Source organism: Mycolicibacter virginiensis, assembly GCF_022374935.2.
GTDB classification, from domain to species: domain Bacteria; phylum Actinomycetota; class Actinomycetes; order Mycobacteriales; family Mycobacteriaceae; genus Mycobacterium; species Mycobacterium virginiense.
The window spans coordinates 551,020-566,294 of record NZ_CP092430.2; the positions used below are offsets into that span (position 1 = coordinate 551,020).

16 protein-coding genes are annotated in these 15,275 nt (G+C 68.2%); 10 read left to right on the forward strand and 6 right to left on the reverse strand.

Going from position 1 to position 15,275, the window contains the following annotated elements; all coding sequences use genetic code 11:
- Nucleotides 1-35: 35 nt before the first annotated feature.
- The gene (locus tag MJO54_RS02735) at nt 36-1,196 is read left to right on the forward strand and encodes a DUF4226 domain-containing protein (protein ID WP_105295648.1); all 1,161 of its coding nucleotides are present in this window, start codon (nt 36-38) and stop codon (nt 1,194-1,196) included.
- Between the two features lie 14 nt (nt 1,197-1,210).
- Entirely contained in the window at nt 1,211-1,702 is a 492-nt protein-coding gene (locus MJO54_RS02740) for a hypothetical protein (protein WP_133165021.1), read from the forward strand.
- Between the two features lie 4 nt (nt 1,703-1,706).
- Here the strand turns inward: MJO54_RS02740 and MJO54_RS02745 are convergent, their stop codons facing one another.
- From MJO54_RS02745 to MJO54_RS02760, 4 genes are read right to left on the reverse strand one after another with little or no spacing between them, the layout of a single operon-like run.
- Nucleotides 1,707-2,483, reverse strand: a complete 777-nt coding sequence (locus MJO54_RS02745) for an LmeA family phospholipid-binding protein (RefSeq protein WP_046283143.1) — start codon at nt 2,481-2,483, stop codon at nt 1,707-1,709.
- A gap of 9 nt (nt 2,484-2,492) precedes the next feature.
- Nucleotides 2,493-3,563 carry an LmeA family phospholipid-binding protein gene (locus tag MJO54_RS02750; protein WP_234783423.1) on the reverse strand — a complete coding sequence of 357 codons (1,071 nt, stop codon included), beginning with the start codon at nt 3,561-3,563 and terminating at the stop codon, nt 2,493-2,495.
- On the reverse strand, nt 3,560-4,378 hold the full coding sequence (locus MJO54_RS02755; RefSeq protein ID WP_046283145.1) for a carbon-nitrogen hydrolase family protein: 819 nt from the start codon (nt 4,376-4,378) through the stop codon (nt 3,560-3,562). Before MJO54_RS02755 ends, MJO54_RS02750 begins: the two co-directional genes overlap by 4 nt.
- Nucleotides 4,379-4,387: 9 nt before the next feature.
- A complete protein-coding gene (locus MJO54_RS02760; RefSeq protein ID WP_046283146.1) occupies nt 4,388-4,909 on the reverse strand; it encodes a DUF2505 domain-containing protein in 522 nt (173 codons plus the stop codon).
- A 26-nt stretch (nt 4,910-4,935) separates the two neighbouring features.
- Here MJO54_RS02760 and MJO54_RS02765 point away from each other — a divergent pair, with 26 nt between their 5' ends.
- Nucleotides 4,936-5,994, forward strand: a complete 1,059-nt coding sequence (locus MJO54_RS02765; RefSeq protein WP_046283147.1) for a UDP-N-acetylmuramate dehydrogenase — start codon at nt 4,936-4,938, stop codon at nt 5,992-5,994.
- A 10-nt stretch (nt 5,995-6,004) separates the two neighbouring features.
- On the forward strand, nt 6,005-7,369 hold the full coding sequence (locus MJO54_RS02770; protein WP_065152642.1) for a L,D-transpeptidase: 1,365 nt from the start codon (nt 6,005-6,007) through the stop codon (nt 7,367-7,369).
- A 39-nt stretch (nt 7,370-7,408) separates the two neighbouring features.
- Here MJO54_RS02770 and MJO54_RS02775 read toward each other — a convergent pair whose 3' ends face one another.
- The gene (locus MJO54_RS02775; RefSeq protein ID WP_046284882.1) at nt 7,409-8,170 is read right to left on the reverse strand and encodes an SDR family oxidoreductase; all 762 of its coding nucleotides are present in this window, start codon (nt 8,168-8,170) and stop codon (nt 7,409-7,411) included.
- A gap of 207 nt (nt 8,171-8,377) precedes the next feature.
- Here MJO54_RS02775 and MJO54_RS02780 point away from each other — a divergent pair, with 207 nt between their 5' ends.
- The 3 genes from MJO54_RS02780 to MJO54_RS02790 are packed head-to-tail and all read left to right on the forward strand — an operon-like array spanning nt 8,378 to nt 11,548.
- Complete coding sequence (locus tag MJO54_RS02780; protein ID WP_046284883.1) at nt 8,378-9,661, forward strand: ROK family protein; 1,284 nt, start codon at nt 8,378-8,380, stop codon at nt 9,659-9,661.
- A 22-nt stretch (nt 9,662-9,683) separates the two neighbouring features.
- Entirely contained in the window at nt 9,684-11,030 is a 1,347-nt protein-coding gene (gene mshA / locus MJO54_RS02785; RefSeq protein WP_234783262.1) for a D-inositol-3-phosphate glycosyltransferase, read from the forward strand.
- Entirely contained in the window at nt 11,027-11,548 is a 522-nt protein-coding gene (locus MJO54_RS02790) for a type III secretion system chaperone family protein (protein WP_105295651.1), read from the forward strand. Before mshA ends, MJO54_RS02790 begins: the two co-directional genes overlap by 4 nt.
- A gap of 48 nt (nt 11,549-11,596) precedes the next feature.
- Here the strand turns inward: MJO54_RS02790 and MJO54_RS02795 are convergent, their stop codons facing one another.
- The gene (locus MJO54_RS02795; protein ID WP_046284892.1) at nt 11,597-12,337 is read right to left on the reverse strand and encodes a cutinase family protein; all 741 of its coding nucleotides are present in this window, start codon (nt 12,335-12,337) and stop codon (nt 11,597-11,599) included.
- A gap of 82 nt (nt 12,338-12,419) precedes the next feature.
- On the opposite strand from MJO54_RS02795, the gene MJO54_RS02800 reads away from it, so the two are divergent.
- From MJO54_RS02800 to regX, 3 genes are all read left to right on the forward strand, one after another.
- Nucleotides 12,420-13,169 carry a phosphoglyceromutase gene (locus MJO54_RS02800; RefSeq protein ID WP_046284885.1) on the forward strand — a complete coding sequence of 250 codons (750 nt, stop codon included), beginning with the start codon at nt 12,420-12,422 and terminating at the stop codon, nt 13,167-13,169.
- A 130-nt stretch (nt 13,170-13,299) separates the two neighbouring features.
- The gene (locus MJO54_RS02805) at nt 13,300-14,481 is read left to right on the forward strand and encodes a sensor histidine kinase (protein ID WP_046284886.1); all 1,182 of its coding nucleotides are present in this window, start codon (nt 13,300-13,302) and stop codon (nt 14,479-14,481) included.
- 52 nt (nt 14,482-14,533) lie between these two features.
- Entirely contained in the window at nt 14,534-15,217 is a 684-nt protein-coding gene (gene regX, locus MJO54_RS02810; protein ID WP_024443448.1) for a two-component sensory transduction protein RegX, read from the forward strand.
- Nucleotides 15,218-15,275: the final 58 nt, after the last annotated feature.

The window sequence follows — 15,275 nt, forward strand, 5'->3', positions numbered from 1 at the left end:
CCCAAGTCCCCAGACCGCCGATAGCCTTTGCGGCTATGCCCGATGTGCGTGGTGCATTCGCCGACGCGGCGCGTGCGCGCGAGCAGGATTTGGCGCAACGCCTGGAGACGGCGGTCGAGGTGGATCGCGCTTTCGCCGACGCTCTGCGTGGGGCGTGCCGAAAGGCGGCGTGGGGGCGTCGGCGCCTGGACGCCATTGAGGTCGAGATCAGCGACGTCGTTGCCCGGCAAGGCATACTCGGCCTCGACACCCCGGCGGGCGCTCGGCAGTTCCAGGCATTCCTCGCCACCAAGACCAGGCAGATCCACCGGGTGGTGGACGAGGTCTCCGCCGACAGCACGAGCAGAACGGGGATACTGCGGGCGCTGCGCTATCCGATGGGCGACGGTCTGCCGTTGGCTCCTCCGATCGACACCCTCGGCGGCGAACGCCGGTGGACCGACGCAGATCTCTACCCCCATGACCCGACCGCCGCGGATGTCAAACAGGACAGCGTCGGGGACTGCTATTTGGATGCCACCATGGGCGCCATCGCCAACGCCAACCCGCAATGGATCAAAGATCGCATTCATTTCGACAGCCAGACCGGGGCTTTCGATGTCACCCTCTGGGACGGCCATGAGTGGAAGCACCTCGATGTCACCCAGGCTGATATCGACACCGACATCAGGCACAACGGTGCAAGTTGGCTCGACAACGGCCGGCCGGATGCGGCGCTGTGGCCCGCGGTGCTGGAGTCGGCGTACGCGAAACTCAAATATCCGGGACGGGATCTTTCCGATGCCCTCGGTAATGACGTGGGGATCGGGCAGGGCGGCTATGCCAAGGATGCGATGGAGGCGCTGACCGGCAACCGCGGGACGGTGATCAACCCGGAGAGCGTCTGGTTCACCAATCAGCATATAGATCAAGCGATTTCCGGTGCACTGGCGAATCATCAACCGGTGACGATCTCGACGACACCGCAAGGAGCGCCGTTGACGCAGAGCCATGTGTATGTGGTCGAAGGCATCAACGGCACCGGCAGTGATGCCATGGTGACGTTGCGCAATCCGTGGGAAACCAATGCCGGCACGCCGATCGACACCCCCGATGCGTTGGTCACCGTTCGGCTCGGCGACCTTATCGGGTCCGGGCTGCCCGGACCGCTCGGCACGCACCCGATGTCAGGCGTCAACATCGGTTCACTCGGATGAAGGCAAGCAGGGCGATGGTGATAAGCGGAGCGGTGGTCACGGGGATCGTCATAGTCCTTGCCGGATATGTCTTCTGGCAGTATCGAAGCGCCGCGCCGCCCGCGCTGGGGGACATTCGGGTGTACGCCCAGAGCACCGACCTCCCCGCCATGTCGGTGCCGGATCACGCCGGTGCCGAGAAGCAGTTGAGGGAATTCGCCGACGGCGTACAGCCCGGCTACCGCGTCGCTGACGAACGGTTTCTTGCTTCCGGGTCCCCGCTGGTCTGGGATGCGTTGCGGCACTTCATTGGGCCGTGCCTCGCCCCGTCCGGTTATGGGCTGGCGGCGGACGGTTTCTCGAGCGATTTCGCTATCGAATACAGCCTGTACGGACACAGCGGCGGGCTTCGGCGCTGGTTCAACGACGACCTGATCCTGATCGCGGGGTTCAATCGTGCGGCGGTACCGGGCGCGGCAGGCGGCGACGCCTACCTCTATGGATACTTCCGGCTCGCCCGGACCTGATGCCTTACAGCGAGTCGAAACATTGACTCGATGAAGACCCCTGCTGGATGGCGGCATTCTGGGTCGAGAATTTCACCACCACACCGGAATCGGTGACTTCCACGCTGTCGAGGTGGATGCCCAGTGGAAGGTCGTCGGTCACCTTTGCGGTCAGTTCGTCGAGGCGGCGCTGCACGGTGTCGGTGTCAAGGTCGTGGCCCAGCGCCTCCAGATCGACCACCTGTAGCGACAGTCCGTTGTTCACCAGTTGTGGCTTGACGGTCGCCTTGTTGAGCAGGCCCTTGAGTTGGACGGTGCCGGCGCCCGGATCGGCAGTGACACTGCCGGTGACGATGCTGCCGATCATCGGGACCACATCCTGGATCGACTGCTTGATGCCGTCAGCCGGCCAGGTGATGGTGCCGTCCAGCGACCCGATGGTGCCCTTCGAGACTGAAGCGTCTGAGTCCTTCTTGTCCTTGTTCAGCCGGACGTTGCGGATGTCCAGTTCAAGCCGCATGCCCTTGGCCTGCCGGATCTGGTTGCCCGCGGTCTTGACCGAGATGTGGGTGTACTCGCCGTTGAAGTACTGCGCCAGCACCGGGGGCGTGGTCCCGAAGGACACGGTGGCGCTGTCTTGCGCCTCGCATTGGACGGCTTCGGCGACCAGGCTGTTCGCCCGGTGGCGGGCGTAAAGCTCACCGCCGAGCATCCCGACCAGTGCTATCGCGAGCACCGCGGTCAAGGCCAGCAAGATCGCCGGCAGGCCGGAAAACCGATGTGTGGGTCCGGGTGCGCTCATTGTGCAAGGTTACAGATGAGCGAAGCAGGGGTCATCCGTCCGCGGAATGGAGGCGTTACGGGTGGAGAACCGCGCCACCACACCGGTCTCGGTGACCTCGATGCTGTCGGCGCGCAGACCGAGCGGATAGCGCTTGGTCAACTCCGAGGCGAACCGGTCCAACTCGGGCTGCAGCGACTCTCGCGGCAGGGTCAGGGCGCCCAGGCCGGTCAGCTTCTGCACTTGCAGGGACAGGCCGCCGTTGACGACTTCGGGCTTGACCACGACGGTGGCCAGACCGAACGCACCGCGCAGCTCGACGGTGCCGTCCTGCGCATTGGTCTTGAGGTCGGAGACCAGGTTGCCCAGGATCGGCACCATGTTCTGCACGGTCTCTTTGATCCCGGCCGACGGCCAGGTCAGCGTCGCCTGCAGAGAACCGATGGTGCCCCGCGAGTCGCCGGTGCCGTGCAGATCGACATCGGAGATGCTCAGGTCGGCCGTCATCTGCTTGGCGTCTTTGACCTGATTGCCCGCAGTGTGGATGGAGATGTTGGTGTAGTTGCCGGTGATGTGCTGCCACAAGAACGGCGGTGTCACCCCGAACGAGGCGCTGGCCTTGTCGTTCACCACGCACTCGGTCGCCTTGGCTACCTTGCTGTCGCCGATACGGCGGGCGATCAGTTCGGCGCCGATCACCCCGGCCAGCGCCAGCGCGATCACCGTGACCAGGATCAGGACCAGGGCCAGCGGGTCACGCAGCACCGAAGCCGACCGTGACGGGGCAGCCGGGGCTTCGATCACGGTGGTGGGCGCCTCGCCGGCGGACGCCGACGCCTGTGGCGGCTGCGGCACCGGGTCTGTGGGCGGCGGCACGGCGGCCTGCGAGGGAGGCGGGGCCTGCGGCGGCACGAGAGGCTGTGGGGGCGACGCGGGGATTCGGGTGGTGGGCTCTTCACGACCGCCCGCCGGCATCTGTCGGGTGGGCGACGCGGACGGCTCCGGTGGACGTGACGGCGCGGCGCCGTCTTGCGGTTCGGGTTGGTCGGCGGGGCGAGCCCAGGGTGACTCGCCGTGGGGAGGTCCGGGCGGATTGCTCACCCGCGCGATTCTGCCTTACCGACCTGAAGGAAGCTCGCACGATTGCTCAACACAGCCAGCGTCCGGCGGGCGGCAGAGACCGCGTCGAGGTCGATATCGCAGACCAGTAGCTGCGGCGATGCGCCGGCCGTGGCGATCACCTCACCCCACGGCGAGGTGATCATGCTGTGGCCCACTCCGGTCGGAGCACCCGAGGAATCCTCCAGATCGCCTGGGTCGGCTTGCCCGACCGCGACGACGTAGCTGGTCGAATCCAGCGCCCGGGCGCGCGCCAGCAGCTCCCACTGGGACAGCTTCCCGGGGCCGGCGCCCCACGAGGCACAGACCGCGATCAGCTCTGCGCCGCGGTCGGCCAGTTCGGTGTACAGCGCCGGGAACCGGATGTCATAACAGGTCGACAACCCGACACCGACGCCGTTGATATCAATCACCACTGGCTCGAAACCCGGTGCTACCGTGCGTGATTCGGTGAAACCGAAGGCGTCGTAGAGGTGGACCTTGTGATAGTGCGTGTCGGTATCGGGGCCGACCGCCAACAACGTGTTGGTGACGCGTCCATCATCGGCCGGGGTGAACATCCCGGCGACAACGGTGATCTGAGCCCGTGCGGCGATTTCGCGAACCTGCGTGGCCCACGGCCCGTCGAGCGGCTCGGCAACTGGACCCAGCGGCACCCCGAACCGGCACATCGCCGCCTCCGGGAACACCACCAGCGATGCCCCCTGGTCGGCGGCCCGTTCGGCGTAGTCGGCCACCAGCTGCAGATTCACGGCCGGGTCGGCGCCGCTGAGTATCTGCGCACACGCAATCCGCATAGCGCCAGCCTATGCCGTCGGTGTTGCGCCGCCCTGCCGCAGCCACGTCGAGGTGAACCGCTGCTCGGTGGTCATCAGCTCGGCCAACTGCCCGCCGATGAAACTCTCGATCTTGCCGCCCACCAGCGGGATGTCGACCTGCACCGTCGCGGTCAGCCGCAGCTCACAACCGCCGGCCGCGGGCGCCAGGATCGCATCGCCGGACAACTTCGCCGGCGCGCCGACGACCTTGCCGGTCACCCGGGCGCGGGCGCGCCCGTCGCGCACCGGATGCCATGTCTCGTGCCGCGCCACGTCCAGATTGCCCGGATGAAACTGGGCCGCCAGCGCGGGCAATTTCTCGCGGTGAATGCCCTGCGTGGTAGCGACGTCGACGCCGCCATCGGGGCCGACGGTCATCGAGTCCAACGCCACGACATCGGCTCCGGAGTCGGCCAGCCGGGCGCGCCAATAGTGCTCGTCGGCGAAGACGGCATACACCTGCTCGACGGTTGCCGAGTAGTGCTCGGAGAGCGTGAATGTACGCGGCATAGCTGGTCACGCTACCGTTACCGGCCGTGGCGGGTTCCGAGTTCGCGGGCGCGCGTGTCGCTGAGGCGGTGCCGTTGGCGCCCTTGACCACCCTGCGGGTGGGACCGGTCGCCCGACGGGTGATCACGTGCACCGACAGCGAGCAGATCGTGGCAACGCTGGGCGAACTCGACGCGGCCGGTGACCGTCCGCTGTTGCTCGCCGGGGGCTCCAACGTGCTGATCGCCGACGACCTCGAGGACCTGACCGCCGTCGTGCTGGCCAACGACGACATCACCATCGAGGGCAATCTGCTGCGCGCCGAAGCCGGCGCCGTCTGGGACGACGTCGTCGCCCGCGCGGTCGCCGCGAACCTGGGCGGGCTGGAATGCTTGTCGGGTATTCCCGGCTCAGCCGGCGCCACCCCGGTGCAGAACGTCGGGGCCTACGGTGTCGAGGTCGCCGACCGCCTGACCCGGGTTCTGCTGCTGGATCGGCGCAGCGGCGAGGTGCGCTGGACACCGGCGGCCGAGCTGGAGCTCGGCTACCGCACCAGTGTGCTCAAGTACTCCGATGCGGCGGTGGTGCTGGAGGTGGAATTCGAACTGGATCCGTCCGGGCGCAGCGCGCCGCTGCGTTACGGCGAGCTGACCGCAGCGCTGCGGGCCACCGACGGTGAGAACCGCGACCCGGCAGCGGTCCGCGCCGCGGTACTGGCGCTGCGGGCGGCAAAGGGCATGGTGCTCGACGCCGACGATCACGACACCTGGAGTGTCGGCTCGTTCTTTACCAATCCGGTTGTGCCGAAAGAGATCTACCGCAGCCTGGCTGATCGGGAAAGCGGCTCGGTCCCACACTGGGAAGCCCCGGGTGGGATCAAGCTGGCGGCCGGTTGGCTGGTGGAGCGGTCTGGCTTCGGCAAGGGCTATCCCGGACCGGATGCACCGGCGCGGCTCTCCACCAAACATGCGTTGGCGTTGACCAACCGAGGCGGGGCCACTTCCGCTGACATCGTGGGCCTGGCCCGCGTCGTGCGCGCCGGGGTGCACGACGCGTTCGGCATCACCCTGCACCCGGAGCCGGTCCTGGTCGGGTGCGCGCTGTAGATCCGGTGTAATCAACGTCGCAGGTGGTCAGGCCCCTCGGCCGGTATCTTGGAATGCCGTGACCCTGAACCGGCGACGTGCGTTGGCGGCGCTGGCTGCCGGGGTGGTGGCGCCGACCACGCTGGCGGGATGTTTCGGCCGGCCCGGAAAGAGCGCCGAGAACGCACCACCGTCAGCGCCAGCTCTCACGTTCGAGCCCGCCCTGAAAAGCGGAGCGGTGGCCGATGTGCTGCCCACCGCTGCGGTGGGCGTCACGGTCCGCGACGGCTGGTTTCAGCGGGTGGCATTGACCAGCCCGGCCGGAAAGGTGCTCAGCGGAACCTTCAATCGGGAGCGCACGCGCTACACCGTCACCGAGCCACTGGGCTATGACTCCGTCTACACCTGGAGCGGGTCGGTGGTGGGACACGACGGCAATGCGGTGCCGGTCAGCGGCAGCATCACCACGGTCGCACCCACCACCGTCATCGACGGCGGCTTTCAGCTGGCCGATGGGCAGACGGTGGGGGTCGCCGCGCCGGTGATCCTGCAGTTCGACGGGCCGATCGCCGACAAGGCGGCCGTCGAGCGGGCCCTGAGCGTCGTCACCGAGCCACCGGTGGAAGGCAGCTGGGCCTGGTTACCCGACGAGGTGCAGGGGGCCCGGGTGCACTGGCGCAGCCGGGACTATTTCCCGGCCGGAACCAAAGTCAGCGTCAACGCCAAGCTGTACGGACTGGCGTTCGGCGACGGCGCCTACGGGGCACAGGACATGTCCCTGGACTTCGCGATCGGCCGGCGTCAGGTGGTGCGCGCCGAAGTCTCGTCGCACCGCATCCAGGTGGTCCGCGACGAGGGCGTGATCATGGACTTCCCCTGCAGCTACGGCGAAGCCGACAAGCCGCGCAACGTCACCCGCAACGGCATCCATGTGGTCAGCGAGAAGTACGCGGACTTCTACATGTCCAACCCGGCCGCCGGCTACAGCAACATCCATGAGCGGTGGGCGGTTCGCATCTCCAACAACGGCGAGTTCATCCACGCCAACCCGGCCAGTGCGGGCGCGCAGGGAAACACCAACGTCACCAACGGCTGCATCAACTTGTCGACGGACGACGCCGAGCAGTACTTCCACAGCGCGATCTACGGCGACCCGGTCGAGGTGACCGGCAGCTCGATCGAGCTGTCCTACGCCGACGGCGATATCTGGGACTGGGCCGTGGACTGGGACACCTGGGTCTCGATGTCGGCTTTGAAAGCGAACACGTCGAGTTCCGATCAGGCGCGGACCTCACTGCCCCGCACCGCGCCGGCTACGCCGACCGACGCGCCGACGCTGTCGGGCACGCCCACGACGACGACGAGCTCGAGCCCGCCTAGTCAGCCCGGCGGTTAGGGAGGTTCGACGAAGGAGAGCCGAAGCTGGACCGCCGAATCAACTCCGGCGGTTAGCCCGGGTCGCCGATGCCTGGTCGCGTGGGCGGATGACGATCTGGTCGAGGTCCACGTGTGGCGGCCGCGAGGCCACGAACCCGATCACCTCGGCGATGTCGGCCGCCGTCAGCGGAGTCAGGCCGGAATAGACGGCGTCAGCGCGGTCGCGGTCGCCGTCGAAGCGCACCAGCGAGAACTCGGTGTCCACCATCCCGGGAGCGATTTCGGTGAGCCGCACCGGCTTTCCCAGCAATTCGCCGCGGAGTGTGCGGTGCAGTGCGCTTTGGGCGTGCTTTGCCGAGGTGTAGCCGGCGCCGCCGTCGTAGATCTCAAACGCCGCGATCGAAGTCACGGTGACCACCAGGCCGTCCCCGGACGCGACGAGCTTGGGCAACAGCGCGCGCGTCACCTGCAGGGTGCCCAACACATTGGTCTCCCACATCCAGCGCCAGTGCTCCAGGTCGGCCTGTTCCACCGACGCCAGGCCTTTGGCGCCGCCGGCGTTGTTGACCAGCACGTTTACCGAACCGCCGACCTGGTCGCAGGCCTGGGCCAGCGCGGTGACCGCGGCCGGATCAGTGACGTCGGTCACTACGGCGGTGCCGCCGATCTCGTTGGCCAGCGCGGCGATCCGATCGGCGCGTCGGGCCGCCACGATTACATGAAAGCCTTGTCCGGCAAGGGTTCTCGCGGTCGCCTCGCCGATGCCTGAGCTAGCGCCGGTGACCACGGCAATGCGCTGATCGCGCGCAGAAGTCGTCATCGCGTCAACCTTAGTGATCGTGATAGATTCTCAGCTATGTCTCGCAGTGCCCGCTTTCTGACAGCGGTCTGTCTGGTCGCCCACGGCGCGTGTTGTCGCGCGTGTTGCTGCGCCTGACCTGCTGCGAGTAGCGCTCCTTAGGAGAATCCGCCGGGTCGTAGGCGTAAACGGCCCTCATTCGGATTTTTCTCCAGAGAAGGACATCTCGTGCGCACTACCTCTCTCACCGCTCACCTGGCCAGCCACCGCAACGGTCGCCTCCGGTCCCACCCGCGCGTGGTAGCCCCGGCCCTGCAGCTCGCCGACAGCGCCGGCGCTGAGGTCTTCGCCGCGGTTCGCCAGCACGGGCCGGTCGCCCGTGAGGCCATTGCCGGCGCCACCTCGCTGAGCGTGGCCACGGTCAACCGCCAGGTCAGTGCGCTGCTGGAAGCCGGGCTGCTGCTGGAGCGCGCCGACTTGGCCACGTCCGGGGCGATCGGGCGGCCGCGTCGGCCGGTGGTGGTCAACCACGAACCGTTCCTCACCCTGGGCCTGCACATCGGGGCCAAGACCACCAGCATCGTGGCCACCGATCTGCTCGGCCGCACGCTCGACGTCGTCGAGACCCCTACACCGAACAATGGCGCGACGCCGGCGCTGGCGTCGCTGGCCGCCAGCGCGAGCCGGTATCTGACCCGCTGGCAGAAGCGCCGGCCGCTGTGGGTCGGGGTGGCCATTGGTGGTGCGGTGGATGGGGCCACCGGCCACGTGGACCACCCGCGCCTGGGCTGGACGGCAGCGCCGGTCGGACCGGTGCTGGCCGAAGAACTGGGCCTGCCCGTATCGGTGGCCTCCCACGTGGACGCGATGGCCGGGGCGGAACTGCTGTTCGGAGTGCGGCGGCCGACGGCGAACAGCACCACCAGCCTCTACGTCTACGCCCGCGAAACGGTCGGCTACGCCCTGGTGATCGGCGGCCGGGTGCACAGCCCGGCCAGCGGTCCCGGCACCATCGCCGGTCTGCCGGTGTACTCCGAACTGCTCGGGGGCTCCGGACATCTCGAGTCCACCGTCAGCGATGAGGCGGTGCTGGCCGCGGCTCGTCGGCTGCGGCTGCTGCCGGAGGGCAAGGGCGCCCTGTCGGCGGCGGTGACCACCTTGGTGCGCGAGGCGCGCGGCGGAGACGAGCGAGCGGCGGCATTGCTGACCGAGCGGGCTCGCGCGCTGGGCGAAGCGGTCGCCTTGTTGCGCGACGTACTCAACCCCGATGACCTGGTGGTCGGCGGCCAGGGTTTTACCGAGTACCCCGAGGGCATGGCCGAGGTGGAGCGGGCCTTCACGCAGCGCTCGGTGCTGTCGCCGCGCAGCATCCGTGTCACCGCGTTCGGCAACCGTGTTCAAGAGGCCGGCGCCGGCACGGTGTCATTGGGCGGGCTCTACGCCGACCCGGTCGGGGCGATGCGTCGTTCCCGCGGGCCGGTCGCCCGCGTGGTCCCGGAAGTGTCCGCCTGATCGCACCTGTAAAGATGGCTGGGTGGGCTATGGCGTCGGAGGGGTCGGAGGCAGCAGAGCCGATGTGCACCGGGTAGCGCTGCTGTCGGTACACACCTCGCCGCTGGCCCAGCCCGGCACCGGCGATGCCGGCGGAATGAACGTCTACGTCCTGCAGAGCGCGCTGCATCTGGCGCGCCGCGGGGTGGCCGTCGAAGTGTTCACCCGCGCCACGTCGTCGATCGACCCGCCGGTGCAACACGTCGCGCCCGGCGTGCTGGTCCGCAACGTGGTGGCCGGGCCGTTCGAAGGCCTCGACAAGAACGACCTGCCCACCCAGCTGTGCGCATTCGCTGCCGGGGTGCTGCGCGCCGAGGCCGCCCACGAGCCCGGCTACTACGACGTCGTGCATTCGCACTACTGGCTGTCGGGTCAGGTCGGCTGGCTGGCCGCGGATCGGTGGGCGGTGCCGCTGGTGCACACCGCGCACACCCTGGCGGGGGTGAAGAACGCCGCGCTGGCAGCCGGGGACGCCCCGGAACCGCCGCTGCGCACGGTTGGCGAGCAGCAGGTCGTCGATGCCGCGGACCGGCTGATCGTCAACACCGACGACGAAGCACAGCAACTCGTCGCCCTGCACGAGGCGGACCCGCGCCGGATAGACGTGGCGCACCCGGGCGTCGACCTCGAGGTGTTTCAGCCCGGCGACAAGCTGGCAGCCCGGCAGGTGTTGGGGTTGTCGGCAGGTGAACCGATCGTGGCTTTTGTCGGCCGTATTCAGCCGCTCAAGGCGCCCGACATCCTGCTACGCGCGGCCGCGAAACTGCCCGGGGTACGTGTCGTGGTGGCCGGCGGACCGTCGGGCAGCAGCGGTCTGGCGGAACCGGGCGGCCTGGTTCGGCTGGCGGCCGAACTGGGTATCAGTGACCGGGTGACATTCCTGCCGCCGCAGTCCCGTGCGGATCTGGCGACGCTGTTCCAAGCCGCCGACCTGGTGGCCGTGCCGAGTTACTCCGAATCGTTCGGGCTGGTGGCCCTGGAGGCGCAAGCCTGTGGGACGCCGGTGGTCGCCGCCGCCGTCGGCGGGTTGCCGGTGGCGGTGCGCGACGGGGTCACCGGGCGACTGGTCGACGGGCACGGGATCGAGGCGTGGGCAACGGCTCTCGACGAGCTGCTGCGGCTGGGTTCGGGTCCTCGCGGATGGGCGATGCGCCGGGCCGCCGTCAGCCACGCGGCGCAGTTCTCCTGGGAGCGCACCGTGGACGCCCAGTTGGCCAGCTACAGCCACGCGATCGAAGACTTCGCCGCGGCCCGGGCCGGGCGGATGCGGGTGCTCGGATCGGCGCGCCGGCCTCGCCGCTGGCCGACGCGGCGCGGGGCACGCGCGTGAACCGGCACGACGTCCAGGAGCTCATCGAGCGCACCCTGCAGGCCGCCGAGCTGACCTACTCGCCGACGCCTGGCTCCCACGGCGGGCTGCCGGGTCTGATCGTGGAACTGCCCGGCGAGCGCAAGCTCAAGACCAACACCATCCTCAGCATCGGTGAGCACTCGGTGCGCGTCGAGGCGTTCGTCTGCCGCAAACCCGACGAGAACCACGCCGGGGTCTACCGGTATCTGCTCAAGCGCAACCGCCGGCTCTACGGGGTGGCCTACACGTTGGACAACCTCGGCGACATCTACCTGGTCGGCCGGATCTCGCTGACGTCGGTGACCGCCGAGGAAATCGACCGAGTGCTCGGGCAGGTGCTCGAGGCCGTCGACTTCGACTTCAATACGTTGCTGGAGTTGGGATTTGCCACCTCGATCCAGAAGGAATGGGAGTGGCGGGTGTCCACCGGGCAGTCGCTGAAGAACCTGCGGGCGTTCGAGCACCTGATCGACCGTGACGGTGACGACGCGGGTTGAGGTCCCGCGGGTGTTCACCGACGGCCTCGTAACCTAGCCGGCCACCGATCAGTGCAGGGTGACGTCGCGATTCGCGTTGGCTTCGATGCGGCGGGCGGCGACCGCCGCGGCGTCGGCGGGCATGCTGTTCGTCGGGTAATCCAGATGCCCGAACGGGATGCCGTCAGTGCCGTCGCAGACGGCGTCATTGTGAGCGCAGTACTCGCGGGTCTTGGCCGCATACAGCGGGCCGACCCGGACCGGCGGCGCGTCGTAGCGCCGGATGAACGTCGCCGAGGGCTTCCCGAACAAGATCACCGCCGCGACGTGGTCGGCCACCACGTCGGGCATCGGTCGCGGCAGATCCGGCACCAGCTCGTCCGGTAACCCGGTCGGCACCGACTGCGCGGTCGCGTAACCGGTGACGGCCGCGCCCTGGGAGTAGCCGCCCAGGACGATCTGGGTATCCGGGCAGTCCAGCGCTGTCCACTCGATGTGGCTGCCCTCGTCGCGGATCCCGGCGATCACGCTTCGGTCGAAATCGAGACCGCTGGAAAAACCGCTGGCGGCGGCGTAGTTGACCGGATACACCACCATCGACCGGTCGGTGAGCTTGGAGCGCAGGGCGTCGACGAATGCCTGCCCAACCTTGCCGACACCGGGCGGCTCCTCGCTGCCACGGGCGAAGACCACTTCGACGTCGGCGCACGGCGTGGCGTGCGCGGCCGGCGACGCCACGGTCATCGGTACGGCCGAAACCGTCAGCAGCGCGGCGGTGAGGAGGCGGGGGAGCGGCCGCAGGCGGGACACGTGCACACCACACCCCCGATCCCGGTTGACGGACCTTCCTTCGACGGTAACCCCAATCGGCGCCCGTGAGACACTGACGCCCATGTCTGACACTGCCACCCTGGTGCTCCTGCGCCACGGCGAAAGCGAATGGAACGCCAGCAACCAGTTCACCGGCTGGATGGACGTCAACCTGACCGACAAGGGCCGCGCCGAGGCGGTCCGTGCCGGTGAGCTGCTGGTCGAGCACAACCTGCTGCCGGACGTGCTCTACACCTCGCTGCTGCGCCGGGCGATCACCACCGCGAACCTGGCGCTGGACGCCGCCGACCGGCACTGGATCCCCGTGCACCGCACCTGGCGGCTCAACGAGCGCCACTACGGTGCGCTGCAGGGCCTGGACAAGGCCGCCACCAAGGCGCGCTACGGCGACGACCAGTTCATGACGTGGCGGCGCAGCTACGACACCCCGCCGCCGCCCATCGAAGCCGGCAGCCGCTACAGCCAGGACACCGACCCCCGTTACGCCGACATCGGCGGCGGCCCGCTGACCGAGTGCCTGGCCGACGTGGTGGCGCGTTTCCTGCCGTACTTCACCGACGTCGTCATCCCGGACCTGCGGTGCGGCAAGACGGTGCTGATCGCGGCGCACGGCAACTCCCTGCGGGCGCTGGTCAAATACCTCGACGGCATGTCCGATGAGGAAGTCGTCGGGCTGAACATCCCGACCGGCATCCCGTTGCGGTACGACCTGGATGCCGACCTGCGCCCGAAGGTTGCCGGCGGTGTCTACCTGGACCCCGCGGCTGCCGCTGCCGGGGCTGCTGCGGTCGCCAGCCAGGGCGCCAAGTAGCGGTTTTGGGCCCGCCCAGTGTGAATGCCGGGTGGAGACCGGGTGAAATCTTCGCGTTGAATTCACATTCGGCGCACGTCACGGTCGAACGCTGGTCAGCTCACGGTGCGGGACTGCGTACGATTTTGCCGTGGCTGCGACCTCGGCGCTGACGCTCGCTGCGGCGTCTGCGATTCCTGCGCTGGCGGCAGGCGTGGCGGCCGGCGTGTGGCTGTCGCCGCGACTGGCCGAGCGACGCCGCAAGGCGGCGACCGAGCGATCCGGGATCACCGTTGCCGAGATGCTGCAGCAGATCGTGTCGCACGCCTCGCTGGGCATCGCGGTCGTGGACTCCCACCGCGACGTCGTCTACCTCAACGAGCGCGCCACCGAGCTGGGACTGGTGCACGGCCGGTTGCTCGACGACGAGGCCTGGGCGGCCGCGCAACGCGCACTGGCCGGCGACGACGAAGTCGTCTTCGACTTGACGGTGGCCAAGCGGGCTCCCGGGGCCACCCGGTCGGATCTGTCCGCCGTGCGCGGCTACGCCCGGTTGCTGTCGGAAGAGGATCGCCGGTTCGCCGTGGTGATCGTCGACGACCAGTCCGAGCAGGCCCGCATGGAGGCCAGCCGGCGCGACTTCGTGGCCAACGTCAGCCATGAGCTGAAAACGCCGGTGGGGGCGATGGGGCTGCTCGCCGAGGCGCTGTTGGCGTCGGCTGATGACCCCGAGGCGGTGCGGCCGTTCGCCGAGCGGGTGTTGGTGGAGGCCAACCGGCTCGCCAGCATGATCGGTGAGCTGATCGAGCTGTCCCGGCTGCAGGGTGCCGACCCGCTGCCGGACCTGGGCGTCGTCGACGTCGACGCGGTGGTCAACGAGGCGATCTCGCGGCACAAGGTGGCCGCCGACAACGCCGAGATCACGATCACCACCGATGCGCCGAGCGGGCTGCGGGTGCTGGGCGACGAACCACTGCTGGTCACCGCCCTGGCCAACCTGGTGTCCAATGCGATCGCCTACTCACCGCACGGTTCGCCGGTGTCGATCAGCCGGCGTCGTCGCGAGGGGTTCATCGAGATCGCCGTGACCGACCGCGGCATCGGTATTGCGCCCAAGGACCAGCAGCGCGTGTTCGAACGGTTCTTCCGCAGCGACAAGGCCCGCTCGCGGGCCACCGGGGGCACGGGTCTGGGATTGGCGATCGTCAAACACGTGGCGGCCAACCACAACGGCACCATCACGTTGTGGAGCCAGCCGGGCACCGGATCTACGTTTACCTTGGCGATTCCCGCATACCAAGGCAGTGTGGACCAGGAGAAGGACGAGCAGTGATGACACCCACTATCGATAACGCAGAGGGTAGCTACGGCGAAGGGCAGCGCTGATGACACATGTCTTGATCGTTGAGGACGAGGAATCGCTCGCCGACCCGTTGGCATTTCTACTGCGTAAAGAAGGTTTCGAGGCCACCGTGGTCGGCGATGGCACCGCCGCTTTGGCCGAGTTCGACCGGGCCGGCGCCGACATCGTGCTGCTGGACCTGATGCTGCCGGGGATGTCGGGCACCGACGTCTGCAAACAGTTACGCGCGCGTTCCAGTGTGCCGGTGATTATGGTCACTGCCCGCGACAGCGAGATCGACAAGGTCGTCGGCCTGGAATTGGGCGCCGACGACTACGTGACCAAGCCGTATTCGGCCCGTGAGTTGATCGCCCGCATCCGGGCGGTGTTGCGCCGCGGCGGCGACGACGAGGGCGGCGTCGGCGAGGGCGTGTTGGAGTCCGGCCCGGTGCGCATGGACGTCGAACGGCATGTGGTGATGGTGAACGGCGAGCAGATTACCTTGCCGCTCAAGGAATTCGACCTGCTCGAATACCTGATGCGCAACACCGGCCGTGTGCTGACCCGCGGTCAGTTGATCGACCGGGTCTGGGGTGCGGATTACGTCGGCGACACCAAAACGCTGGATGTCCACGTCAAAAGACTTCGGTCCAAGATCGAGGCCGATCCAGCCAATCCAGTGCACCTGGTTACCGTGCGTGGCCTCGGTTACAAGCTGGAGGGCTAAGCCTCTTGGGCCCTCTTGGGCCCTCCCGGTAGCCCCTTGATGGGGTCTCCTAACTTGC

Excerpts from the sequence above, each read along its gene's own strand:
- MJO54_RS02735 (WP_105295648.1), top strand. The coding sequence starts at position 36 with ATGCCCGATGTGCGTGGTGCATTCGCCGACGCGGCGCGTGCGCGCGAG.
- MJO54_RS02740 (WP_133165021.1), top strand. The coding sequence starts at position 1,211 with ATGGTGATAAGCGGAGCGGTGGTCACGGGGATCGTCATAGTCCTTGCC.
- MJO54_RS02745 (WP_046283143.1), bottom strand. The coding sequence starts at position 2,483 with ATGAGCGCACCCGGACCCACACATCGGTTTTCCGGCCTGCCGGCGATC.
- MJO54_RS02755 (WP_046283145.1), bottom strand. The coding sequence starts at position 4,378 with ATGCGGATTGCGTGTGCGCAGATACTCAGCGGCGCCGACCCGGCCGTG.
- MJO54_RS02760 (WP_046283146.1), bottom strand. The coding sequence starts at position 4,909 with ATGCCGCGTACATTCACGCTCTCCGAGCACTACTCGGCAACCGTCGAG.
- MJO54_RS02775 (WP_046284882.1), bottom strand. The coding sequence starts at position 8,170 with ATGACGACTTCTGCGCGCGATCAGCGCATTGCCGTGGTCACCGGCGCT.
- MJO54_RS02800 (WP_046284885.1), top strand. The coding sequence starts at position 12,420 with ATGTCTGACACTGCCACCCTGGTGCTCCTGCGCCACGGCGAAAGCGAA.
- regX (WP_024443448.1), top strand. The coding sequence starts at position 14,534 with ATGACACATGTCTTGATCGTTGAGGACGAGGAATCGCTCGCCGACCCG.